Here is a 23,855-nt window from a genome sequence, read left to right on the forward strand (position 1 = left end):
AATATTGGAACACAGCTAAAAACACGGAATTTATGAAACGTATTGTTTTACTCTCCTTGATGGCTTTCGGAATAGCTTGTATGACGCAGGCGCAGGCCATTCAATTGAAAATCACAGTCGATGTCGCCCAAATGGCCAATCCAGATTGTTGGATGAATCAAGGCGTCGTCGCTGGAAACAAGGTGTACATCCATTCGGGCCTCTGTTCATCGGATCCGCAATTTTGCTCCGATTCGATCTGTCATCAAGGCTCCAACATCTGGCAAAATGTCGTGGGCAATTGGGGCTTGGACGACGGCGTCGGCTTGATGACCTTCGAAGGCAACAACAAGTGGAGTATCACGATGATTCCAACCACCTATTTCAACCAACCAGGCGCCACACCCTATACGTTGGGTTTGGTGTTTCGCAGCTCTGATGGAGGCTTCACGGGCAAGGACAATACCTGCAGCGACATCTTTATCAAAGGAATCAATACTTCTACACCGACTGTAGTGGGTTGTGACAATCAGGCATTTGCGCCGGTGACGGTTGAACGCACTGTTCTGGCAGGCGTGAAAGAGGCAAGCTATTTGGGCGGCCTTGTAATGAGCCCCAATCCTTTCCGTGACCGTTTGAACATCGACTACAACCTCCAGAGAAAAGCCAATGCCTTCTCTGTCAAGGTCTTCAACGGACTCGGACAAGCGGTGGTGACGCTTGCAAGCGGCAGCCAAGTGCCCGGTTCGCACCGTTTGACTTGGGACGGACGTACCGCTACAGGTCAAAATTGCAAAAATGGCTTGTACTATATGGTCATGAGCGATGGCAATCAAATGATCGCCACCGAAAAGATGCTGTTGATGCGTTGATTGAGTTTTGAAAGACACAAACGCCCCTCCTGAAACCTCTGGAATCGGAGGGGCGATTTTTATCATAGATCATGTATAGATCAAAAGTCAGCCTATTTGTATCATGTATGATCGTTTGTTTCATCTCGAATACAAACGCTCAAATAGTGTCGGTAACGCCGAACTATCCGACGATCGATGACAGCATCACCATCGAATTTGATGCTGCCCTGGGCAACGCAGCACTCGTGGGCGTGCCGGTGGTGTACGCGCATACGGGCGTGATCAACAAATTCAGCACGGATCTCGGCGATTGGGAACACCAAAAGAGTCCTTGGGATTCTGGCGACGACTCCACGATCCGCATGACTTCATTGGGTGGCAATCGGCATCGTATTGGCTTCAGGCCCAGGACATTTTATGGCATCGGGGCGAATGAAGAAGTGCGTGCGCTTGCCTTCGTTTTTCGGAATGAGGCTGGAACCTTGGCTGGCAAGAATGCAGATGGCACGGACATCGTCGTGCCGATTTACCCATCATCTGGGTTTTCGGCCATTTTTGCAGCCCCGATGGAGCGTCCTGAAGTTGTGGCCTTGGGTGCACAACTGCAGGTGAACGTACAAGCGAATGCACCGGGATTGATCACGGTTTTCCAAGATGGCATTCCCATCGGCCAATCCGCAGGGCTTGTTCAGCAATTCGCGATGACGATTCCGGGGAATATGGTTGGCCGCTACGACTTGAGCTTCACTGCCGACAATGGAACTACGGTCGTTCGGGATACCCTCAGCTATGTGGTACAGCCGCCTGTGAATGTCGTCAATCAGCCTACAGGCAGCCGTGATGGCATCAACTACATGAATGATTCGACGGTCGTCCTTGTCCTGCTCGCGCCTTACAAGGACTATGTCTATGTCATCGGCGATTTTAATGACTGGCAGATGGATCCGGCCTACCTCATGAATCGCACGCCCGACGGGCTTCGCTATTGGTTCGAACTCGGCGGCTTGACGCCTGCCCAGGAGTACCGCTTCCAGTATTTTGTAGATCATCAGATCAAAATAGGGGACCCCTACACCGAGAAAGTCCTGGACCCGTTCAACGACAACGGCGTCAACAACTTGGTTTATCCCAACCTGATCGACTATCCCGATGGAAAAACCACCGAATTGGTCAGCATTCTCCAAACCGCCAAACCAGAATACAACTGGCAAGTCAACAACTTCCAGCGGCCCGACAACCGAGATTTGGTCATTTACGAATTGCTGGTGCGTGACTTCAGCATCCGGCACGACTACACCACGATCATCGATTCGCTCAGCTATTTGAAAACTTTGGGAATCAATGCCATCGAATTGATGCCAACCAATGAGTTTGACGGCAATCAAAGCTGGGGCTACGGCCCGGCCTTCTATTTTGCGCCCGACAAATACTACGGAACTGAAAATAAACTGAAGGAATTCATCGATTCCTGCCATGCAAGGGGCATTGCCGTGATCATGGACGGCGTATTCAACCACATGTTTGGGCAGAGCCCTTTCCTTCGATTGTACCAAGACCGGGGGACTGGCAAGCCTGCGGGGAACAATCTTTGGTTCAATGTCGATGCACCTCATCCTTTGGGAGTAGGGTATGACCTGAATCACAGCAGCGGCTTTACGCGCGCTTTGGTAGATAGCGCGATGAGTTATTGGGCGCAAGAATACCGTATCGACGGTTGGCGCCTGGACTTGTCCAAGGGCTTTACGAACACCTTTTCTGGTCAGGATATTGGTGTTTGGAGCCAATATGACCAAAGCCGTGTAGACAATTTGCAACGCTTGGCCACCCATTTTTGGACGCACAACTTCGGAAAATACATCATTCTGGAGCATTTGGGTGGCAATGACGAGGAAACCGTTCTCGCCAACTATGGCATGATGCTCTGGGGAAAAGCTTCCGAACCCTACTATCAATCCGCCATGGGCTATGAGCAAAATTCGGATTTCAGTTGGTTCATTTCGCATCAACACCGCGGCTGGACCTACCACAATTTGGTCGGTTTTATCGAAAGCCACGACGAGCAACGTGCGATGTATCAAAACATCATGTATGGAAATTCGTCGACACCGGCGCATGATTGCAGCGATACGACGGTTGCCTTGAAGCGCATGGCGCAGATTGCGGCGTTCTGGGCCACGGTGCCGGGCCCCAAAATGATGTGGCAATTCCAGGAGCTTGGGTACGACTATCCTATCGAATTTGGATGTCGCACCTGCCCGAAACCCATTCGTTGGAATTACCTTCAAGATTCGCGTCGCCAATTGTTGTACAAGAAATTTGCAGCGATCATCAACTTGAAGACCAAGTATCCAGAGGCTTTTAGGTCAGGAAGTTATGATATCTCAGCTTGGGGAAAACAGAAGCAGATCCATGTCAACAGCACGGCGATGAACGTCACCGTGGCGGGTAATTTCGACGTGGTGAGCCAAAATACCTTCACCGGCTTCCAACATACAGGCCGTTGGTACAATTATATGGCCGGCGACAGCCTCGAAGTGACCGATGTGAACATGACGATTGCCCTGCTTCCCGGCGATTTCCGGATTTACACCGATGTACGGCTGCCCAAGCCCGACTTGTCGGTGACTGTGTTACCTGTCGGCGTTACGGAAGATGAAGCTCCCTCTGACATGGATTTGACGGCCTTTCCGAATCCGTTTTCGGGGTCCACGACACTTGCTTTTCGGCTTCCCAAACCTGCCAATGTGACGATGGAGGTCTATGATTTGGTCGGAGTTCTGGTGTACAAAATGGAACTGCCGAAGAGTGCCGCCGGTGAGCAACAGCTTACCTGGGACGGCCGGAATGCGCTAGGAATGCGGGTTTCTGCCGGTACCTACCTCTGTAAGTTGACGGCTGACGGGATGCAAGGATTTAAAAAATTGGTACTCGCGGATTGAAAGTCGAGTTTCGAATGTTTTAATTTTTTAAATCATTGAACCTTTAACTTATTGGCTTTAAAATGAAACACTTAGCTGCCTGTATTTTCATTATTTGATGGTCCATCAAAGCAAGAAATCAAACGAATTTCCTTTAAGGTTTTCATATTGGGTGCTGTCAAATTGATACAGCTTGGCCGGCTTATGCGGTACACCCAATTGCTTTTCCTCCAGCTCGATAAGAAACCCACGACTCAGGATTTTTCGGCGAAAGTTCCGCTTGTCAAGTTGAACGCCCAAGATGGCCTCGTACAATTTCTGAAGTTGACCAAGGGTAAATTTTTTGGGTAGAAGCTCAAATCCGATCGGCTCGACGCGTGCCTTGTTCTTGAGTCGTTGCAAGGCGGATTCCAAGATTTCGTTGTGGTCAAATGCAAGTTCAGGTACCTCGCTTACAGAATACCACTCGGCACTGCGGGCATAGTAGGCTGGTGCCGGCTTGAACTTATCGATACGCACCAAGGAATAATAACCGACGGTGATGACCCTTGCTTCCGGATTTTCACGCATTGACCTTAGCCAAGCCAAGTCCTTTTCTTTTCGCACGCGTGAAGGGTCTCCAAAGGCGTTGAACTGCTCTAGATAAATTTTGTCGAGGCTGGTAAGCGCTTTCAGAACCCGCAAAGCGCTGCTGTCAAGCGTTTCCGTATCCAAAACAAGGTCGCCAGGCAACATCAACGTGGGTTGTGCGCTAGGTTCTTGTCCATCGGGGAGGCCACGCTCGATCAACAAAACCTTCAGTTCCTCCATTCCGAATCCAAAAATCACGCAATCGACTGAAACGTGAGGGTTTAATGATGATTTTTGTATTAAAGTATTGGCCATCAAACGATTAATTGTGGGGGATTCGAATCAATCAAAGTTCAAAAAAACAAAAATATTCGGTCTGTAGCGAATAAATATTGCAATAGTGTCAATATGACACTAACTTACCTCGCTTTCGTAGAATTCGACGCAAAGATGGCTTTGGAAATTGAAAAGATCGGGGTTTTGACCTCGGGTGGGGACGCGCCGGGCATGAATGCTTGCATCAGGGCCGTGGTGCGCGCATGTGCCTATTACCACAAAGATGCTGTAGGCGTCATGAGAGGCTATTATGGCCTGATCAACGGACTATTCACGGATATGAAGGCCCGTTCGGTAGGCAATATCATACACCGCGGAGGAACGATCCTGAAAAGTGCGCGTTGCGATGAGTTTCGCACCAAAGAGGGAAGGCAGCTTGCCTGGCAAAATATGCAAGAAAAAGGCATCGATGCCCTCGTGGTCATTGGCGGCGATGGAAGCTTCACAGGTGCGCATTTGTTGTATGAAGAGTTCGGAATCAAGGTGATCGGTATTCCCGCGACGATTGATAACGATCTTTTTGGCACGGATTATACGATCGGCTACGATACGGCAACCAATACCGTTGTTCAGGCGATCGATCAGATTCGGGACACAGCTGCGTCGCATGGCCGATTGTTTTTTATCGAAGTCATGGGCCGCGAATCGGGATTTATTGCTTTACGGAGTGGTCTTGCAGTCGGTGCAGAAGCACTCGTAATCCCGGAAAGACCCAATTCGATTGAAGAATTGGTGCGGGTGCTGGACCGTAACTGGAAGAGCAGCAAGTCATTCAGTCTTGTGATCGTAGCCGAAGCTGGCGAAAGCGGCCGCACTTTTCAAATCGCCAACGAGGTCAATCAGAAGTTGAATTACTACGACACCAAAGTGACCGTTCTGGGGCACATTCAGCGGGGCGGCAGTCCGACCTGTTCAGACCGCGTGCTGAGCAGCAGACTAGGCGTCGCGGCTGTCGAAGGACTTCTGGAAGGCAGGACAGACGTGATGGCTGGCCTGCTCAACAACAAAATAGCCTATACACCTTTGCAGGAATCCATTGCCAAAGGGCAAGAACTGGATGACGAATTGTTGCGTATCGCGCATATTCTTTCGATTTAAACTCCCACAAGAAGACGATGATTCTGATTGCTGACAGCGGTTCCACCAAATGCGATTGGCTCTTGCTCGACAAGGGACAACTTTTGTTTGAATGCCATACTATGGGTTTCAATCCCTATTTTCATGATTCAGAGCTGATTGCAGCAGAAATGTTGGCCCAGCCTGATCTCCATTCCTATCACAATACCGTCTTGGAAATCTATTTCTACGGTGCTGGCGCAAGCAGTTTGGAACTCAAAGCAATCGTGGAGCGTGGACTTCGGACGGTATTTCCAAATGCAGCAATTCATGTCGGTCACGATTTGAACGCAGCTGCTTTGGCAACGTATGATGGCGTGCCGCATATTGCCTGCATTCTCGGCACAGGCTCCAACTCCTGCTTTTTTGATGGTGAACAAATCTATGAGGAAGTGCCTGCGTTGGCCTATATTTTGGGTGACGAAGGGGGAGGAAGCTACTATGGCAAGCGGTTGTTGGCTGATTTTTTCTACAAACGCATGCCGGCAGATTTGGCCCCTGTATTCAAGGAAAAGTACAACATGAACATGCATACGATGGTGGAAAAGGTTTATGCCGAACCCCATGCGAATGTTTATTTGGCGTCCTTGTCCAAGTTTTGCTCCGAGCATCGCGATCATCCCTACATCGCGCAGATGGTGCGCCAAGGCATGCGTGCATTCTTGGAAATACATGTAGCCTGTTTTGCCAATCACAAACAGGTTCCCGTGGACTTCGTCGGCTCAATAGCATTCTATTTTGAGGATTATTTGCGCGAAGTGGCCGCAGAGATGGGCATCCAAATTGGCTCCGTCGTGAAAAAGCCGATCCTGGGTTTGGTGCGTTATCATCAGCAGTTCAGCCTTTCCAAGGTAAGCTGAGCATTCAGGCGCAAAACCAAATTTCCGATTCTCGCTTCAAACGCATTATTTCGGGCATGAACCCATCTATTGGAACAAGGCGCAGCAAGAACATTCACCTCGGAAACTTGGTGTCTTATGCCCAGATTTCGCAAGGACTCCACATTCTTGCAGAGAATGGCTGGATACGCATCGAGTTTTGGAATCCCGGCGTTGTGCGGGTACGGGCAGGCCGGATGGGTGAATCCCTCGACGATTTTTCCTATGCTTTGGATCCAAATGCAACCCGCATTCCGGTTTCGGTTGAATTGGAAGCCGCACCTGAGAGTATTGTTTTGAGCGGGGGAGACGTTCAAGTGCGGATCTTAACGCAGCCTGTAAGCATTCAATTTTTGGATGAAACCGGCCGAATTGTAAACAGTGACGACCCTGCCTTCGGGATTTCTTGGTTGGGGCAGGAGGTGAGCGTGTACAAAACCCTTCAACCCGGAGAACGCTTCCTTGGCTTGGGCGAAAAGACGGGACCGCTAGACAAGCGTGGCCGCGCCTACGTCAACAACAATACCGATCACTTTGGCTATGGCCCGGATTCTGATCCGTTGTATGCGTCGATTCCCTTTTTCATCGGCGTTCACGCGCAAGGCATCTACGGTTTCTTCCTCAACAATAGCTACAAGTCCACGTTCAATTTTGGTGCCTCGAGTGATCGGTTTGCCTGGTATGCCGTCGACGACGGCCAAATGGACTATTTCTACCTCCACGGCGGCTTGGAGGGCGGAGTCGAACACGTGTTGAAAAGCTACACAGCGTTGACCGGTGCGATGCCGTTGCCGCCAAAATGGGCATTGGGATTTCAACAATGTCGCTACAGCTACTATCCTGATGCTGAGCTCCTTCGCATCGCCCAAACCTTTCGGGAAAAGCATATTCCTTGCGATGTCCTTTATTTGGACATTCACTATATGGATGCTTTTAAGGTTTTTACCTGGCATCCAGAATATTTCCCGAATCCAAAGTCACTGGCCGATCAACTCAAAGCGCTGGGAATCAGGTTGGTGATTATCATGGATCCTGGCATCAAGGTGGAAGAGGGGTATGCAGCGTATGATTCCGGAATGGCTGAAGGGCATTTTGCCTTGCTGCCGGATGGTAAGCCTTACCGAGGACAGGTTTGGCCCGGATGGAGTCATTTCCCGGATTTTACCGCATCCAAAACGCGAGAATGGTGGGGTGCTCAGATGAAAATCTATTCGGAGGCTGGAATTGAAGGCTTTTGGAACGATATGAACGAGCCGGCAGCCTGGGGACAGCATCTTCCCGGCCTGATCGAATTTGACATGGAAGGCGAGGGCAGCAGTTTCAAGGAAGCCCGCAACGTGTACGGCATGCAAATGGCGCGCGCAACCATGGAAGGTGCATCCAAATTGCTAGGCGACAAGCGCCCTTTTAATCTCACAAGGGCTGGTTTTGCAGGTATACAGCGTTATGCGGCCGTTTGGACCGGCGACAATACAGCTTCAGAGGAACACATGCTGGCCGGCGTGCGACTTGTGAACAGCCTTGGGCTTTCGGGCGTCGCCTTTGCCGGCTATGACATCGGTGGGTTTGTCGGCGAATCGAGTCCGGCTTTGTATGCACGTTGGATGCAATTGGGAGCATTTTCGCCCTTCTTCCGGGCCCATAGCATGATCAATTCCCGCGATTCGGAGCCGTGGTCATTTGGCGAAGAGGTAGAAGACATTGCCCGAAATTTCATACGCCTCAGGTACAGGCTTATGCCCTATCTCTATGGAGCCTTTGAAGGTGCAACCTCGGGTTTACCGATTGCGCGAAGCCTTGCCTTGGAATGGCCACAGGACCCCAAAATCTATCAGCAGCCCTACGACAATGCCTATCTTTTCGGTTCGGAAATCTTGGTGATTCCCGTCGAATCCCACAAACAATTGGCAAAGGTCTACCTCCCGCAAGGGCAATGGTATGATTTCTATGACGATGTGGCCTACGATGGAGGACGCGAAGTGCTCCTCGAATTGAACATCGAGAAATTACCGCTATTTGTCCGTTCAGGGGCCGTGATTGCCATGCAGTCACCCGTTACACATACGGGCGAGGCGCACGATGGCACATTGCAACTGCATGTTTATTCCGGCACGCAATCCCGGAGTTTCGAGCTTTTCCAGGATGATGGACTGGCAAATACAGCTTCCCATCGATCTGAATTCGCGCGAAACCGTGGTTTTCATGATGGCGCCTCCCGCATCCTTCAAATCCAAGGCAAAGAAGGCACATATCCAGGCGAATTTCAGCGAATCAAGCTTTATTTGCATGGCTTGACCTACGAACCGACCGTGCTGTTTAACGGCACCGACATAAACGTGCAATTTGAAGAATTCAGACTAGTGGAACCCGTTTCGCGGTTTGATCCATTTATGCCTCCGGTAGGAAACTCACCCAAGGTGGAGCGCCTTCCGTGTTGCACGTTTAGCTGGGACATGGAAAATGCGATTGAAATTCGGTATTGAGTGTTGTAGCACGCCCATTTTCGGAATGAAATTTGCATTGGCTGCCATGTCAAAATTTCTGTATTTTGCCTATCGCTCAGTTTAGCCAATTTGCAATGATGATGTACCGAATGCGGTTTTTGCTTTTTCTTTTCATGTTGGGCAGTAGCCTTTCAGTTTCAGCCCAAAGTGGCGGTTATGCCGTCTATGAGGACATCCAAGGATTTTTTTACGTGTTTGACAACGGTATCGTCAAGCAATTGGAGGGCCTCAAAGTCAAAGAGTACAAAGTCGCCCGCAATTATGTCGCCTACGTCAACAACCAAAGCCAATTCAAATTGTATGACAAAGGCTACAACAAAACCCTCGCTGAGAATCTCCCGGAATTTTTCACAACTACCGACTATTTGCTCGTTTTTGGCGTAGGCGGGAACCTCTACGTCTACGAAGACAAACGGGCGCAGCAAGTGGCGAGCTTTGTCAAACAGTATGTTGCGGGTGACAGCATCGTTGCCTTCAACAATTTGAACGACAATTTCACCGCATATTACAAAGGCCGCAGCCGGACTTTGGAGGTTTTTGCGGTCACGGGACTTCAGGCCGGAAAAAACATATTGGCCTATCTGGACAACATGGAGCAATTCCAGGCCTATCTCTATGGTCAGAAGTATCAGTTGGACAACAATCCACCCAAAGAGTATAAATGTGGGCGCAATACGATTGCCTACGTTGATTTTTATGGACGCTTCAAGATTTTCTACAAAGGTGAAATCATCGAAGCTGATCCCTTTTCTCCCAAGAGCTATCAGGTAGGGGACAATATGGTGGCTTACATCAATCGCAACGGTCAATTTATGGTCTTTGACGATGGCATCATCACCGAAATCGAATCCCAGCCGCCGATGGAGTATGAGTTGAACGACGCCATTATCGCCTATTCGCTTCCGAGTCGCCAATTCAAAGCCTATTACAAAGGGGAAACTTTTGTGTTGGAAAGTTACATTCCAGAGAGCTATAAGATTGACAACGAATTGCTTGTGTGGCCTGACTACATGAACTACTTGAAGGCGCTTGACCACGGAGAAATCGTTAAAGCGACCAACCGAATCCAGCAAGGTTATGAGCTTTGGCTCGATGTCGTGGTTTCCGATGTAGGAAAAGGAGTTCCTCAAATTTTCCACAAAGGCAAGTTTTACTGATTCCCATAGCGGAAACCATGATCTTTGGCGGGAATTGCACTTATCCACATTGTGGATTTGGGAGCGCAGGCTAGGTTGCGTAATTTTCAGTGCAATTTTTGAGAAAGGTAAATGCGAACACTATACATCCGGGTAAAGCTGCAACAACTCCGTTGCCACGACAAGCCCGACGGTTGGTCCAACGGCGAACCCTACCTCTGGAACATCTTCTTCAAGATCGATGGATCTTGTATCGTCCTCAATGACAAATTCCGTTTAGAGGGTAGGCCGGTCTATCACTTCAGCAAAGGCAGCCAAGGCAATCTATCGGCCAAAAATCTGGAAAGTGGCGGGATGGTGGCCATTCCTGAGGAAGTCGGTGAATGGAAGACGATGTTGGTCCCCATCACGATTCCTTACTTTGAGGCGAAGGTGTCAGGTGTCGCAGGTTTGGTTTCCGTTTTGATTGAGCAGAACTTGGTTTCAAGCTCAGGCGCCGAAGCCGGGCATGAGGCCTTCAACAAATACGTCGTAGAAGCGCTCGATTCCGTGATCAAAGGGTTTGATCCCAAGATGATCGACTTGGCCAATGTCGATGCATCCATCAAGAACTATTTTGACGAGGAGGTGCGCAAGTACACGGAAAACATCAGCAGCCTGGTCGGTCAGGCAGTGGCAAGCTCACAGACGATTCTGCAAAACTTTCTCGCCTTGGTGAAAAAGGACGTTGTGATTGGATACAAAATCTGGGACTTCTCGACAGAAGCCATTGAATTAGGTGGCGGCGAGCTTGCCTTTTCGCATCGCTGGGAAACCAAAAAATATGGCGACTGGGAGCTGAAGGGCCGCATTTACGCCAATATGGAATCGGACACCACCAATGCGCTCAAGCGCGTGCGTAGTAGGGGAGAGGAAGAGGAGGAATGACGGTGGAACCGGGTTATACAAAACAAAAACAGCTTGCCGAGGCAAGCTGTTTTTGTTAGATCGCTGATGGAAATTATCCGCGATTGTAGAGTTCTTCCAGCATATCGAGATCTTCTTCGTCCTCAAATTCAACATCCTCGTAGCCGTCCATTTCATCGATGATCTCATCCCACTGAGAATCCTCTTCCCACCAATTCAACTCAGCGGTTTCAATTTCCTCATCCAAGGAAATTTCTTCTTCCAAGTCAGCGGCAATTTCGAGATCATACGCCTCGACATCTTCTGTGCTCTCGCCGCGCATGGCGACTTCCTCGATTTCTGCTTCCTCGACAGAAGCTGTTTCTGCATCGTCTTGCGAATCGATCACTTGATCAGGATTCTCCCAAGACTCTTCAGACCAACCTTCTTCGATTTCTTCAGCTGCAGGAACTTCTGCCAAATCAAATTTCTCGGCATCTGAAGGATCCACTTGAATCGGATCAACATCCTCAGCCTCGGAACCGACCCAGAGGTCTTCTTCCCACTCTTCGTCAAAGCCTTCCTCGACATCGAGTTCGAAGCCGGCGTTCTCCATTTCGACCACCACAAGCTGGTTCTCCACCGAGCGTTGTGCGGCTTCCATGTTGGAATCGTCCGCTCCGCGGTTGCTGCCTTGGGCCACCACGGAGGCAGTCAATCCAAAGCTGGCAACTAAAACCACTAACACCGACAATAACTTTTTCATATTTCGATTAGAGCAATTTTGGGAATACCAAGTTACTAAGATGATCCACAATAAAAACAAGCGAATCGATAATTTTTGAAAATAAATCAAAGAACAGGTCGAATCATCTACCAAAAGAGCAGAAAACATCCGCCTTTAGTGACAATACGTTAATGCGAAGGCTAAGTTGATCGTGGATGATAAGATACCGATTTTCTTCGATGAAAATGCCCGAAATCGGGAGGAATCGCCCATTCTTGACGACGAACTAAAACGATTCAGGTTGAAATGAGATGCTCAGGCGAATGATATTCTCTTAATTGCAAAGCCATTTCATTGAAAAACCATCAGCAAATATTTTTTTGCCTCGGACAAAAAAAAAAAATCAACCTGGAAAGAAGTTTCTGCCTCTGACCGGCAATTTTCTCCTTCAAAACGATTTAAGTTCCGAATTTTGCAGGATTGGCAGACATTTTGACGGTTCATCAACGATTTCGGCGCCAACACGGAAAAAACGGTACTTTTGCACTCTTAATTTTGAAATGAAACAGTCTTTTCCATACAAGTCCCTGATTCTTGGTCTATTATTTTCTGCTCTGGCATGGGGTTGTTCAGAGGAAAGTCGTCCAGACGCATTGTTGCCTGAGGGGCAAATGGTTCCAGTGTTGAAGGAACTCGAGATTGCTTATGCAGGTGTGGATCAAACTGTTAAGGATCCCAAACAGCGCGCCGCCAAGTACGAGGAAATGAACAGCTTGGTCCTGAAAAAGAACAATTTGGAAAAGAAGCAATTCTTCGACAGCTACAAATGGTATGAAGCCCACCCGGTTTTGTTGGATACGATTCTGAAACAAGTGGTGCTGGAACTGAATGCCGACCTCATCAATCTGGAGCAAGGAGGCAATGTGAAGCCTCAAAACTTGGCACCTGCCGCAAACTGAAATGAAAAACCTGACTGAACAGACCGAAAACAAACTGGGGTATGACGCGATCCGAAAGCTATTGGAAGCGAGGGCCGCAACTGAGCAAGGAAAGGAGTTGTGCATTCAACTGCGACCCTACCGTCAAAGCAAGGAGGTGCTTCAGGAATTGACCCGCGTCGAGGAATGTAGGGACCTGCTTCAATTCGATGAAGACTTTGACCTCGATTATACCGGAAACGTCACCGAACTTCTTGGTTATGCCGCAGTGCAAGGCAATTGGTTACAAGTGCGTGATTTTTTCCAGCTCCTGCGTTGGTTGAGGATGGTGCGCGAACTGATCACATTCTTTAGCAGTCGACAAGTCAAATACCCTGCGCTTGCAGATTTGGTCAAAAACCTGAGTTGGAACAAGGCCTTGCTCAAAGGAATTGAAGCCATCGTCGATGAACGGGGCAACATCAAAGACAATGCAAGTTCCAAATTGCAGGAGCTTCGCAAAGAGCAGGCGCAGCAGAGTGCCGATTTGCGCAAGTCCATGCAAGCCATTCTTCGCAACGCCATTGACAAGGGGTGGAGCGATGCCAACGAGCTGACGATTCGCAACGACAGGTTGGTGATTCCGATGAAAGCAGATTTCAAAGGACGTATCAAGGGATTTGTTCAGGACGTTTCACAGTCTGGTCAGACCATCTTCCTTGAACCTTCGGCTGCATTGGAGGCCAACAACCGCCTGAGACAGTTGGTTTTACAGGAGCATAACGAGATCGTACGCATACTCACGGTTCTCACCTCGGCTTTGAGAGAAGATCTGCCCGGGCTCAAGCGCTATACGGAAGTCGTGGCCCAATTGGACTTCATTCGGGCAAAGGGGCGGCTTGCCGTGGACTTGGATGCGGTGAAGCCAATCTTTGAACCCTATAATAAGGTGTTGCTGTTGGTCAAAGGGAGGCATCCCTTGCTGTTGCTGAAACCCAACCTGGGCAAGTCCAAGGTCATGCCGCTATCGTTGGAACTTTCACCGCAACAACGAATCATCCTCGTCTCAGGCCCCAATGCCGGCGGGAAGTCTGTCACCCTTAAAACGGTTGGCTTGCTCGTGTTGATGCTCCAATCGGGATTGCTGATTCCAGCAGATGAAAGTTCGGAGTTTCCTTGGTTTACGGACATCTTTGTCGATATCGGCGACGAGCAATCGATCCAAAGCGACCTGAGCACATATACCTCGCACCTCAAAAACATGCGGGAGATGTTGAATCAGCTCAAGGAAAACAAGCTCTTTCTCATGGACGAATTTGGCGGGGGAACGGATCCAAAGCTTGGGGGGGCCATTGCAGAGGCATTTTTGGAGCGTTTTGTGGACTCAGGTGCCTATGGAATCGTCACCACGCATTACGGCAATCTCAAAACCTTTGCAGATCGCAAACCTGGCATTGTCAATGCCGCGATGCAGTTTGACCCTGAAACGCTGTCGCCTACATTTCGCATCGAAGTAGGAATTCCGGGAAGATCGTATGCATTTGAAATTGCCCAAAACGTTGGCGTAAGCAAGGAACTCCTCGATGATGCCCGCACACGCATCGAAGGCAATCAACTTCAAACAGAAGACCTTTTGCTCAAGCTCGAATCGCAAAAGGCCGAATTGGAGCATTTGCTGATTGAAAACCGGAAAAAGAATGAAGAGTTGCTGTCGATCATCAGGCGCAACCTCGAGCTTACGAAGCGTAACAAAGAGGAGGAGGCGGCTATTCTCAAGGAAGCCCATCAAAAGGCGCAGCACTTGATCGACAGCGCCAACGCCAAAATCGAAAACACAATTCGTGAAATTCGCGAAAGTCAAGCCGAGCGGGAGCGCACAAAAACGCTGAGAAGAGAACTTGCCGAGATGCTTCCTACCCCGCCACCGGAGGAGGCTGTTGAGATCGCAGAGGAACAGGCGGCTTATGAGGCAGAAAATCCCGAAGAACTTAGCCCCGAGACGATTCCGGGCGCTGCCATCGGCGTAGGGGACTGGGTGTTGCTTTCAGATTCCAATTCCTACGGACAGGTGTTGGAGCTCTTGGACAAACGCGCGGTGGTGAGCCTGGGCGAAATGCGCATCACAGTAAAATTGAAGCACTTGGTCAAGATCAAGGCACCCAAGGACGCCAACCGACCCATCTTGAGAAGGGCGGGGGCAATGGTCACCAAAAAGGCAAATATTTCGCTTGAATTGAGCGTCAAGGGTTTTCGCGTCGAACAGGCACTTCCTTCTGTGCAAAAATTCATTGACGACGCCATCTTGGCCAACCTGTCTGAGGTAAGGATTTTACACGGAAAGGGCACGGGCGCGCTGCGAATGGCAATCCGGGAGTATTTGGCGACCGTAAGAGAAGTGCGTCGCACCGAAGATGCACCTTTGGATCAAGGTGGTGCTGGATGGACGGTGGTCTATTTGGGCAATGCTTGAATGGGCGATCACGTGAATCAGCACGCAGCACCTTCCATTTCAGCTCAATGCTAAAATGAGAAGGGGGCCGAAGCCCCCTCTCTGAATTTTAAGAAAGCAATTTCATCAATTGCGACTTGGGTAGATACCCTCCACTGCGATGATGTAATTCATTGCGAGATAAGGCATCATGTTTTCGTGCGGCTGATTACTGCCTGTGATACCAAGATTGATGGTAAACGGTGTTGCGCCGCCCACTTGGTTGTGCGGTGTCGAATAGATTTCGCTCGAGGAAATGCTGAAGAAGCCATTTCCAGGAGTGCTTGCGGCACCTGCCCCGGATACATTTGCAGCCGGCGTGGCAACGCCATTTGCTGTATGGGTATGTGCTGCGAGTTGCGACTGTATCAGGGTGACCGTTTCTGTGCCTTCGACTTCTCCGAGGTCCCAATAGGACAAACCTGCTCCTTGACCTGTACCTACCGGCACGCGGCCGCGAAGATCTGGAAGTGCAAATGTTACTTGGCCATCACCTCCGTAGGTCGTGCCAATCAAGGAAAATAGCGCAGTATTTTCAGCAATGGAAAGCAAGGCGCCATTGCAAAATGCCCAAGACAATGGGGCAAAGTTTCCCGCAAAAATGCGGATTTCTGACAGGGTTGGATCCATAGTATATTTCGGCTAAACTTATTTTCTTGTTGAAAGTGAAATTACAATGCGTCCATTTGGACGACTTTTGACTGGCTGATCAGTTGCGACTTGGAAAAATTCCGTAGAGGCAAATGATGTAATTCATGCCCAATGATGGCTGAAAGTTGGAGTGTGGTTGACTGCTGCCGGTAACACCAACAGTCAAATTGACCGTGGTTGATCCCATGGAGCCATTTCCAGTTGCGCTGTACAAGTTGCCGGTGCCACTCGTGGAATTGGCAGGGTACCCGGTCGTCGGATTGGATTCGTCGCCTCCGCCATTAAATGCACGCGGATTAACGGAACCCGCCCCCGTATGGCTGTGTGAAGGAATTTGGTTCACCGTCAGACTCACGCCTTCGGAGCCATCCATTTCACCCAAGGTAATATTGGACAATCCTGCACCCTGACCAACGCCAACAGCTACACGAGAAGCGAAATTGGGCAAAGCAAAGGTTTGGACGCCATTTCCCCCGTAGGTTGTTCCCAACAAGGAGAAAAGTGCTGTATTTTGTGCGATTGAAAGCACCTGTCCTTGACAATAGGCCCAGTTCCGAGGTGCAAACGTAGCAGCAAACATTCTAATTTCTGCAATATATCCTTCCATAACGAACGATAGTTTTAGTCTAAAATTTGGTAAAAGTTGGATTTAGTTGCGTGAGGGAAAGATTCCATACATACACACAACATAGTTCATGCCCAAAAGGGGCTGCTGATTGCTGTGGGGCATATTTCCCCCGCTTGAGCCAATTGTCACCGAGACGGGAACGGCCCCCATCGTGGTATTTTGGTCGCCGCTGTAGATGTCGCCCGCGGGCGAAACTGAGAGGAAACCTCCGTTAGGATTCGTTTCATCTCCACTACCGCCCTGAACAAAAGGGGAGTAGGTTCCCATCGTGGCATGCGTATGCGCCGGGATCTGTGCTGTCGTCAATGTCACTGATTCCGCTCCCGACATCTGCCCAAGTGCATAATTCTGTAGCCCAGGACCTTGCCCGGCTCCAATACAGACGCGGCTTTGAAGGTTAGGCAACTGAAAATTGGTGGTACCGTTTCCGCCGTAGGTTGTACCCAGGATCGAAAAAAGTGCTGTGTTTGAGGCAATTGCAATTGTAGCGCCATTGCAATAGGCCCAATTTTTGGGGGCGAAATTCCCTGCAAATAGCCGGATTTCGCCAATCATTCCTTCCATCGAATAAAGTTTTTAGTTGATAAACGGGTTAAAACCGATGACAAGTTAGCAAAAATCTGAAATCGGAAAAGCATTCGGTCGAGAATGCCCAAAAAAACGTTGAAAGCCTTGTTATTCTTCATTGTAGGCATCAGCGGCGCGATTAATGCGGTTGATGCGCGCATTCTTTTTTACTTTTTTTCATCATTTCTCATTCAAAATTTTTGCCTTCTTCATATTGACAGCACATCCACGATATTTGCTCCGTGAAGGCCACGATTCCGATTTTATCCAACTTGACAGCTGTAAGGACGCTCAAAGAAGCGATCGCTTTTTCGCTTTGTCTGTTGATTTTCATGTCCTGTGAACCGCATACCCCATCGCGCACGAGCGATAATTTGGCAGATTCGATTGCTGCAGGGCCGAAGGGAAGCCTTTTAGATCAGGCAAAGAAGCTGCAGTCTCAACAAGACATTGCTGGCGCACTGTTGATCTATGACAAATTGCTTGCTGCAGATCCCATCAATGTGGCTGCCCTGGGAAATCGAGCCTATCTCTTGGAGTCCGCTGGAAATTTGGATGCTGCCTTGATGGACTACAATGTATTAATGGAGGTGGATCCCTCCAATTTCGCAGGGTTGATCCGCCGTGCAAAACTGCTTTCCTCGATGCAAAGGGATAGCGCGGCACTTCAGGACTTTTCGCTGTTACTGACGCATCGACCTTCTGACCCCGAACTTCTCAATGCACGTGGCGAGGTGAATCTGCGCTTGGAGAACTTCAAAGCGGCAATCGCTGATTTTGATGCAGCATTCCGGCTGCGTCGGAATTGGGAAAAGCCGATTTTGAACCGCGCTTCGGCTTGGTACTACCTTGGAGATGCCAAAGCAGCTACTGCGGACTATGAGTTCGTTTTGCAGTTGAATCCCAACAACAGTGAGGCTATCAATGGCCTCGGATTGGTCAGACAGCATTTGATGGGGGATCTTGGGAAAGCTGAGGAATACTATCAAAAGGCCCTTTTCCAAAACCCGAACAATGCCGGCGCTTGGTTCAACATGGCGTTTATTGAGGCGGGTCGTGGTGAAAAGGTCAAGGCTGTCGAAGATTTTGGGCAGGCTATTCGGTTGGACACCAATTATGTGGAGGCTCACATCAACCGCGGAATTCTTGAAATGCAAATGCAGCGGCAAAAGGAGGCAGTGTTGGACTTCCAATTTGCAGCAAAACGCCGCCCCAACGATGGGCGCATGTTCATGCTGCTCGGGTGGGCACAATGCGAAGTCTCACCGTCGATGCAAGGTTGTCTGACATTGGCCCGCGCAAAGGAGCTTGGAGAAAAAGGCGCCGAGGAACTGATCCAGAAGTTTTGCAATTAGACCTTCTCCGAATCGTTTTCTCAAGTTGGGAATTCAAAAGATTTGCAGGATTTAGTACCATTTTCTACCTTTGTCGGAGGTAGAGAGAAAACCCGATTTGCATTGGTTTCAGCGATTTCATTTTTTGAATTGGTGCTGAAAACGATTGCAATCAGGTTGCTAATAAGGCACTTAGTGAGGATTTGAGGCAATGGATTCGTGCAAATTATTGCTCGGTTCGGCTTTGAGTTTTTTTGATTGTAAAAATTGTTCCTATATTGGATCATATTTCGGGGAAGCCGAAAACCGGAAAAAAGAGTAGGCAAAAAAGAAGTTAAAGACACAAAAATTTTATGGCAGAGCAAAAACCAGTCCAGTCCAAGATGACGATGATCCTCATCGGTTTGTTCGTTGGTCAACTTGGTATTCACCGTTTGATGATGGGTTATTCCAACTGGTGGCTTCAGCTGATCACCTTCGGTGGTTGCGGTATCTGGGCCCTGTATGACGTCATCATGATTGCGACAGACAAAATGCCGATGGCAGACGGTCGTCCGCTCGAGAAGTAAAAAAAAAGGGGGCAATCGCCCCCTCTTTTTCTCCCTTTTTTGCTTGGTAGACTATGAATCTTGAAAAAAATACGTGCCCTGCTTGCGGCGCGCCAACTTCAAACCAAGGGCAGTTGTGCCCCGCTTGTGATGCAAGGCAACGTGATATTTTTGCAAATCCGCAAAACAATCAAGGCCGATCTGGCAACGGCGCTCCGCAAGGAGATCAATCCAAATGGATCATCTGTCTGTTACTATGCTGGTTCCTAGGCGCATTTGGCGTACATAGGTTTTACACAGGCCATATCGGGATCGGCATTGCACAACTGCTGACCCTGGGTGGATGCGGTATCTGGACCATCATCGACTTCATCATTTTGGTAACAGGAAACTTTAAAGACTCGGATGGGAACCCCATCAAAGGCTAAAGAAGTCCTTTCTTTGCTGTGGCGCTATGCGCTAAGCAAACCCTTTCTCATGCTGCTACTCAGCTATGAAATGGTGGCGATGTTGTTGTATGCCATCACGGATGGCGAAATCGACGTCTGTATTCCTTGTTTGTGGACAACCATCTTTGGTGTCCATTGTCCTGGTTGTGGCTTGACGACCGCCTCAATTGACCTGCTCAAACTGGATTTTGCCGGTGCATGGGAGGCCAATCCACTTGTTTTTGCTGTGCTTCCGGCGATCGTATTTTTCGCAGTGTCGGATTTCCTGAAGTTCCGCACCAAATCCATTTCGGAAGCCGCTGTGGCTTGAAGCTTTTCTCTGCGAATTCCCGTTCTTGAAGTAAATTCAATGCTGAAAAGGGAATCATCATGCCTTCAAAACTTCAATTTTTGCATCCTTACCAGTTTTTCTTGCTGTTGGTCTTCATGATGTGCGGGAGCGAAGCCAAAGTTCAATCCGTCAATCCTGAGTTCCTTCACCGCATTGCTACCAAGGCCGAATACGACCTGCTTAAAGGCAAACCCTTGACCGAAAAATACGGTATGGTAGAGTCGGTCAAAATTGTCCTCGACCTCCGTGACGATCAACTCTACTTCGTTTCCAGCGACAAATGGCGCTGGCATTACGACTTTTGCCACGATAAACTCGGCTTCTGGCAAAGCAATTTCCTCTTCAATGAAGCCAATTACAGCGACAGCCCCAACCGTAGGTTTGCACTCGCCAACATCAACCACTTTGTCTCCGATGATCGCTGGACGCTCGAATTTTCCAGCGCCGATAATATTCCAATGTCCTTGGTGACAGATCTTTATCACCGTGTTGCGCGGGCAACATTCGTCGGCAAACAATTGCAGCTATTCCTGAATACCGCAAGGCTGGAAACGGCGATGGGGCTTGCGGGCGTTTCAAAAGGTATTCCCGTGGTCCTTCCCGACGAAATCTATGCTGGGCTCACATACCAAGCACTCAACTGCAAAACGGGTTATGGTTATCTCCGCAGAATTCCCGTCGCCAGTCTGGATTCAACCCCGCCGGGTCCGACCGACATCGTTGTCTTGGACGGTCCAGCCCTTGATATTCCTGCCGTTGCAGGCTTGATGAGTCCCGAATTCCAAACGCCGCTCAGCCATTTGAATGTGCTCTGCAAAAATCGCGGGACGCCCTATTTCGCCATGAAGGGCATTTGGGACGATTCCCTGATTCGTTCGCTGGAGGATCAATTGGTTTTCTTTGAGGTCTTTCCAGACAGTTTTCATTTGCTGCCGGCGAATCTGAAGGTGGCGCAGAAATTTTGGGAAAGCCAGCGACCCAAGAAAGTGCAGCAGCTCAAAATGAACCTCAAGCCGACAGAATTGCAGGCAATGGACCGTTTGGGTCTGAATTCGATCGATATCGTAGGAGGGAAGGCAAGCAATTTTGCCGTTTTGCAGCGGCTTGCGGCCGAATCCAAGGGAAAATTCCGTGTGCCGGAAGGAGCATTTGCGATTCCATTTCACTGGTATTGGGCGCATTTCACCGAAAGTGGCGCCAAAAAATTGGTTGAATCCCTGCTTGCCGATCCCGCAGCCATGGCCGACACCCGCCAATTGCGCCACCGTTTGCTCGGCATTCAATCCAAGATCGAATCCCATCCTGTGAATCCAAAGTTGTTGGCGATGATTGACGAAAAGGTGCGCGCCACGAGTCCGACACTGCGTATGCGGTTTCGGAGCAGCACCAATGCCGAAGACATTCAAGGGTTTAACGGTGCCGGCCTCTACGAAAGCAAAACCGGAATCGTGGGAGATTCGAAAAAGCCCATCGAGAATGCAATCCGGCAGGTGTGGGGAAGCCTTTGGAACTTCCGCGCATTTCAAGAGCGGGAATATTTCCGCATCAGCCACCTGAATTGTGCGATGGGACTTTTGGTGCACCGCAGTTTTCCCGACGAAGAAGCCAACGGCGTGGCGATTACCAAAAACCTCTACCGCCCGAATTACTTCGGCTTTGTCATCAACGTGCAAAAGGGAGAAACCAGTGTCGTGAGCCCGCCCGCAGGCGTGGAATGCGATCAAATTATTTGCTACAGTGACAGCGATTTGGAGTTCTACAAAAACAAACGCATCGTCGAATACATCACGCTCGGCAATCAAAACGATGGCAAACCCGTACTTTCAGAGGCCGAAGTCATCCTGCTGACCGAGCAGTTGGCTGCGATCAAACGCTACTATTACCAGCGCCGACCAGAATTTTCCATGGAATACGCTGACGGAAATGCTGACGATTTTGATGCCTACAACCGCTTCGCACTCGACCTGGAATTCAAATTCGACGGGCCAGAAAGAGTCTTGTATATCAAACAGGTACGACCTTACAATGATTAATGGAGAACTGCGAAGCACATCAGCAAAGCTAATTTAGAATTGAAAATAGAGAACTGCGAAGCAATTGAGAAGCACACCGACGCCTGAGTACTCACGAAGACCCAAAAAAGACCCCCCCGCCCCCCACGGGGCAAATCAAAAAGGGGTTTGGCCCAATTGCGGTTCATAAGTTTGGCTGATTTACGCAGCTTTGTCCAACTTCCCATGTCTTCGTGCTGCTCCATTCTCCATTCTGCACTCTCCATTCTCCATTCTCCATTCTCCATTCAAAACAGCCACCCAGCTACCGCATTGCCGCCAAAAACATAAAGGCTCACCAAGGGCAGTTCGCCGATGAGGATTCCCAGGAAAAATTTCCAAGGCTTCATGCGCACAACGCCTGCGACATAGGCGACCAAATCTGTCGGAACCACCGGGAAAAATGCCCATGCGGCGACGATCCACAGACCGTAGCGCTCCATTTTTCGTTGGACAAATTCAGTTTTGTGCGCGAACCGCTTCTGGAAAAACTTTTCGAAGCCAAGGAATTCGGTGAAGTAATAGATAATGGCGGCGCCGGCAAATACACCGATCATGGAAATTGCCAAAACCATCCATGGAGAATCCGGGAAGAGCAAAACCCCGGCAAAAATGAAGGCTGTACTAGGAATCAAAAACGCCCCGCGGGCGAGACAGATCAACAAATACACCAGAAACATCTGGTTTTCATACTGTCGGATGAATCCTGAAATGGCCTCTTTGGAACGGTATTCCGGAAATGCAAAATAGAGGATCAGTCCGACTGCAATCAGGACGCCCCATACAATGGCCAATACCTTTTTTGACTTTTCCACGGAATCAGAGTGGGTTTTGGGCGAGCATTTGTTGCCAGTTCCAAGCATCGCGCATTGCCTCTTCCAAGGTCAATTCGGCCTGCCATCCCGGCAAACGCGTCGCATCATTGGCCGCCCAAACCGCCTCCACATCTCCAGGTCGACGATCGACAAATGAGTAGGGCAACGTCATACCGGAGACTTTTTCAAACGCTTTTACCGCCTCCAAAACCGAGTGACCTTTGCCGGTTCCGACATTGGCAACGTGGTTGAATGTCGTTTCGGACCGATTTTTGAGGATCTCAAGCGCCATCACATGTGCCCGTGCGAGGTCCACCACATGGATATAGTCACGGATGGCGGTTCCATCCTCTGTATGATAGTCTTGTCCGTAGATACTGAGTTGTTCCCGGAGGCCGGCTGCGGTTTGTGTGATAAATGGAACGAGATTGTTGGGGGTCCCAATTGGTAATTCACCGATCAGTCCGCTTGGGTGAGCGCCGATGGGGTTAAAGTAGCGAAGGGTAACGGCGCGCAAGCCGCGATCTGCGATTACGCTGTCGTTGATGAGTTGTTCGCAGACCTGTTTGGTGTATCCGTAAGGTGAGGAAGCCGGTTGAATCGGCGAATCTTCTGTCACCGGCAACTCCTTCGGTTGACCGTAAACGGTACAAGAAGACGAAAAAACCAAACCTGGCTGACCAAAATTGGCCATCAGCATCAGCAGGCGCGCGAGCGAACCGATGTTGTTGTCGTAGTATTCTGCAGGTCGGGCGACTGATTCACCCACTGCCTTGAAAGCCGCGAAATGAATGACAGCAAACAGATCGCCAACCTTTTCAAAGACTTGGATCATCTCGGAGAGATCACGGCAATCGCATTCGAAGACCGGAATTTCCTCACCGCAGATGATGGCCAACCGGTCCAAAACGCCCCGTTTGGAATTGGCAAAATTGTCAACAATCACCGGCTGATAGCCTGCTTTGAGCAATTCGACCACGGTGTGGCTGCCGATGAATCCGGCGCCGCCTGTGACGAGGACTTTTTTGGTTGCAATCATTCTGCGGGCGAAGATAGATTTACTACATCGGAAATTCAAGGAGGATTGGAAATGAGGCATGGACGCGGTATTCTGAATACGGGCTATAATTGAATCTTCGACTTGCACAATCAGCCGTGATTCGCAGCAATCCG

Annotated in this window: 21 protein-coding genes; 14 read left to right on the plus strand and 7 right to left on the minus strand. The window is 49.5% G+C overall.

Going from position 1 to position 23,855, the window contains the following annotated elements:
• Window positions 1-32: 32 nt before the first annotated feature.
• The gene (locus IPN95_02270; protein MBK9448244.1) at window positions 33-851 is read left to right on the plus strand and encodes a T9SS type A sorting domain-containing protein; all 819 of its coding nucleotides are present in this window, start codon (window positions 33-35) and stop codon (window positions 849-851) included.
• Between the two features lie 146 nt (window positions 852-997).
• Window positions 998-3,772: a T9SS type A sorting domain-containing protein gene (locus IPN95_02275; protein ID MBK9448245.1), complete on the plus strand. Its 2,775-nt coding sequence runs from the start codon at window positions 998-1,000 to the stop codon at window positions 3,770-3,772.
• Between the two features lie 105 nt (window positions 3,773-3,877).
• Here IPN95_02275 and IPN95_02280 read toward each other — a convergent pair whose 3' ends face one another.
• The gene (locus IPN95_02280; protein MBK9448246.1) at window positions 3,878-4,636 is read right to left on the minus strand and encodes an NUDIX hydrolase; all 759 of its coding nucleotides are present in this window, start codon (window positions 4,634-4,636) and stop codon (window positions 3,878-3,880) included.
• Window positions 4,637-4,771: 135 nt separating this feature from the next.
• Here IPN95_02280 and pfkA point away from each other — a divergent pair, with 135 nt between their 5' ends.
• The 5 genes from pfkA to IPN95_02305 all read left to right on the plus strand — a co-directional run bounded on the left by pfkA (window position 4,772) and on the right by IPN95_02305 (window position 11,218).
• Window positions 4,772-5,755 carry a 6-phosphofructokinase gene (pfkA, locus tag IPN95_02285; protein MBK9448247.1) on the plus strand — a complete coding sequence of 328 codons (984 nt, stop codon included), beginning with the start codon at window positions 4,772-4,774 and terminating at the stop codon, window positions 5,753-5,755.
• 17 nt (window positions 5,756-5,772) lie between these two features.
• Window positions 5,773-6,633, plus strand: a complete 861-nt coding sequence (locus tag IPN95_02290) for an ATPase (protein MBK9448248.1) — start codon at window positions 5,773-5,775, stop codon at window positions 6,631-6,633.
• 56 nt (window positions 6,634-6,689) lie between these two features.
• Window positions 6,690-9,134 carry a DUF4968 domain-containing protein gene (locus tag IPN95_02295; protein MBK9448249.1) on the plus strand — a complete coding sequence of 815 codons (2,445 nt, stop codon included), beginning with the start codon at window positions 6,690-6,692 and terminating at the stop codon, window positions 9,132-9,134.
• Window positions 9,135-9,232: 98 nt separating this feature from the next.
• Entirely contained in the window at window positions 9,233-10,312 is a 1,080-nt protein-coding gene (locus IPN95_02300) for a hypothetical protein (protein MBK9448250.1), read from the plus strand.
• 111 nt (window positions 10,313-10,423) lie between these two features.
• The gene (locus IPN95_02305; protein MBK9448251.1) at window positions 10,424-11,218 is read left to right on the plus strand and encodes a hypothetical protein; all 795 of its coding nucleotides are present in this window, start codon (window positions 10,424-10,426) and stop codon (window positions 11,216-11,218) included.
• A gap of 73 nt (window positions 11,219-11,291) precedes the next feature.
• Here IPN95_02305 and IPN95_02310 read toward each other — a convergent pair whose 3' ends face one another.
• Window positions 11,292-11,942: a hypothetical protein gene (locus tag IPN95_02310; protein MBK9448252.1), complete on the minus strand. Its 651-nt coding sequence runs from the start codon at window positions 11,940-11,942 to the stop codon at window positions 11,292-11,294.
• A 632-nt stretch (window positions 11,943-12,574) separates the two neighbouring features.
• Between IPN95_02310 and IPN95_02315 the strand changes: the two genes are divergently transcribed.
• Together IPN95_02315 and IPN95_02320 are read left to right on the plus strand one after the other, a co-directional pair.
• Window positions 12,575-12,862 carry a DUF4296 domain-containing protein gene (locus IPN95_02315; protein MBK9448253.1) on the plus strand — a complete coding sequence of 96 codons (288 nt, stop codon included), beginning with the start codon at window positions 12,575-12,577 and terminating at the stop codon, window positions 12,860-12,862.
• Between the two features lies 1 nt (window position 12,863).
• Window positions 12,864-15,290 (plus strand): endonuclease MutS2, encoded by a 2,427-nt coding sequence (locus tag IPN95_02320; protein ID MBK9448254.1) that lies wholly within the window; start codon window positions 12,864-12,866, stop codon window positions 15,288-15,290.
• A 105-nt stretch (window positions 15,291-15,395) separates the two neighbouring features.
• Here IPN95_02320 and IPN95_02325 read toward each other — a convergent pair whose 3' ends face one another.
• The 3 genes from IPN95_02325 to IPN95_02335 form a co-directional block, all read right to left on the minus strand.
• Window positions 15,396-15,938 (minus strand): phage tail protein, encoded by a 543-nt coding sequence (locus IPN95_02325; protein MBK9448255.1) that lies wholly within the window; start codon window positions 15,936-15,938, stop codon window positions 15,396-15,398.
• Window positions 15,939-16,017: 79 nt separating this feature from the next.
• Window positions 16,018-16,566: a phage tail protein gene (locus IPN95_02330; protein ID MBK9448256.1), complete on the minus strand. Its 549-nt coding sequence runs from the start codon at window positions 16,564-16,566 to the stop codon at window positions 16,018-16,020.
• 42 nt (window positions 16,567-16,608) lie between these two features.
• Window positions 16,609-17,151, minus strand: a complete 543-nt coding sequence (locus tag IPN95_02335; GenBank protein ID MBK9448257.1) for a tail fiber protein — start codon at window positions 17,149-17,151, stop codon at window positions 16,609-16,611.
• Window positions 17,152-17,396: 245 nt separating this feature from the next.
• Between IPN95_02335 and IPN95_02340 the strand changes: the two genes are divergently transcribed.
• From IPN95_02340 to IPN95_02360, 5 genes are all read left to right on the plus strand, one after another.
• On the plus strand, window positions 17,397-18,509 hold the full coding sequence (locus tag IPN95_02340) for a tetratricopeptide repeat protein (protein ID MBK9448258.1): 1,113 nt from the start codon (window positions 17,397-17,399) through the stop codon (window positions 18,507-18,509).
• 368 nt (window positions 18,510-18,877) lie between these two features.
• Entirely contained in the window at window positions 18,878-19,057 is a 180-nt protein-coding gene (locus tag IPN95_02345) for a TM2 domain-containing protein (GenBank protein MBK9448259.1), read from the plus strand.
• A 53-nt stretch (window positions 19,058-19,110) separates the two neighbouring features.
• Entirely contained in the window at window positions 19,111-19,464 is a 354-nt protein-coding gene (locus IPN95_02350) for a TM2 domain-containing protein (protein MBK9448260.1), read from the plus strand.
• Window positions 19,465-19,513: 49 nt separating this feature from the next.
• Window positions 19,514-19,795, plus strand: a complete 282-nt coding sequence (locus IPN95_02355; protein MBK9448261.1) for a DUF2752 domain-containing protein — start codon at window positions 19,514-19,516, stop codon at window positions 19,793-19,795.
• A gap of 59 nt (window positions 19,796-19,854) precedes the next feature.
• A complete protein-coding gene (locus IPN95_02360) occupies window positions 19,855-21,849 on the plus strand; it encodes a hypothetical protein (protein MBK9448262.1) in 1,995 nt (664 codons plus the stop codon).
• 266 nt (window positions 21,850-22,115) lie between these two features.
• Here the strand turns inward: IPN95_02360 and IPN95_02365 are convergent, their stop codons facing one another.
• Entirely contained in the window at window positions 22,116-22,682 is a 567-nt protein-coding gene (locus tag IPN95_02365) for a TVP38/TMEM64 family protein (protein MBK9448263.1), read from the minus strand.
• A gap of 4 nt (window positions 22,683-22,686) precedes the next feature.
• Window positions 22,687-23,721, minus strand: a complete 1,035-nt coding sequence (gene galE / locus IPN95_02370; protein ID MBK9448264.1) for a UDP-glucose 4-epimerase GalE — start codon at window positions 23,719-23,721, stop codon at window positions 22,687-22,689.
• Window positions 23,722-23,855 lie beyond the last annotated feature (134 nt).

Source organism: Bacteroidota bacterium, from assembly GCA_016718825.1.
Classification (GTDB): domain Bacteria; phylum Bacteroidota; class Bacteroidia; order J057; family JADKCL01; genus JADKCL01.

Excerpts from the sequence above, each read along its gene's own strand:
- IPN95_02270 (MBK9448244.1), top strand. The coding sequence starts at position 33 with ATGAAACGTATTGTTTTACTCTCCTTGATGGCTTTCGGAATAGCTTGT.
- IPN95_02315 (MBK9448253.1), top strand. The coding sequence starts at position 12,575 with ATGGTTCCAGTGTTGAAGGAACTCGAGATTGCTTATGCAGGTGTGGAT.
- IPN95_02355 (MBK9448261.1), top strand. The coding sequence starts at position 19,514 with ATGCTGCTACTCAGCTATGAAATGGTGGCGATGTTGTTGTATGCCATC.
- IPN95_02360 (MBK9448262.1), top strand. The coding sequence starts at position 19,855 with ATGCCTTCAAAACTTCAATTTTTGCATCCTTACCAGTTTTTCTTGCTG.
- IPN95_02295 (MBK9448249.1), top strand. The coding sequence starts at position 6,690 with ATGAACCCATCTATTGGAACAAGGCGCAGCAAGAACATTCACCTCGGA.
- IPN95_02330 (MBK9448256.1), bottom strand. The coding sequence starts at position 16,566 with ATGGAAGGATATATTGCAGAAATTAGAATGTTTGCTGCTACGTTTGCA.
- IPN95_02290 (MBK9448248.1), top strand. The coding sequence starts at position 5,773 with ATGATTCTGATTGCTGACAGCGGTTCCACCAAATGCGATTGGCTCTTG.
- IPN95_02325 (MBK9448255.1), bottom strand. The coding sequence starts at position 15,938 with ATGGATCCAACCCTGTCAGAAATCCGCATTTTTGCGGGAAACTTTGCC.
- pfkA (MBK9448247.1), top strand. The coding sequence starts at position 4,772 with ATGGCTTTGGAAATTGAAAAGATCGGGGTTTTGACCTCGGGTGGGGAC.
- IPN95_02280 (MBK9448246.1), bottom strand. The coding sequence starts at position 4,636 with ATGGCCAATACTTTAATACAAAAATCATCATTAAACCCTCACGTTTCA.
- IPN95_02305 (MBK9448251.1), top strand. The coding sequence starts at position 10,424 with ATGCGAACACTATACATCCGGGTAAAGCTGCAACAACTCCGTTGCCAC.
- IPN95_02345 (MBK9448259.1), top strand. The coding sequence starts at position 18,878 with ATGATCCTCATCGGTTTGTTCGTTGGTCAACTTGGTATTCACCGTTTG.
- IPN95_02310 (MBK9448252.1), bottom strand. The coding sequence starts at position 11,942 with ATGAAAAAGTTATTGTCGGTGTTAGTGGTTTTAGTTGCCAGCTTTGGA.
- IPN95_02320 (MBK9448254.1), top strand. The coding sequence starts at position 12,864 with ATGAAAAACCTGACTGAACAGACCGAAAACAAACTGGGGTATGACGCG.
- IPN95_02335 (MBK9448257.1), bottom strand. The coding sequence starts at position 17,151 with ATGGAAGGAATGATTGGCGAAATCCGGCTATTTGCAGGGAATTTCGCC.
- IPN95_02350 (MBK9448260.1), top strand. The coding sequence starts at position 19,111 with ATGAATCTTGAAAAAAATACGTGCCCTGCTTGCGGCGCGCCAACTTCA.
- IPN95_02300 (MBK9448250.1), top strand. The coding sequence starts at position 9,233 with ATGATGTACCGAATGCGGTTTTTGCTTTTTCTTTTCATGTTGGGCAGT.
- galE (MBK9448264.1), bottom strand. The coding sequence starts at position 23,721 with ATGATTGCAACCAAAAAAGTCCTCGTCACAGGCGGCGCCGGATTCATC.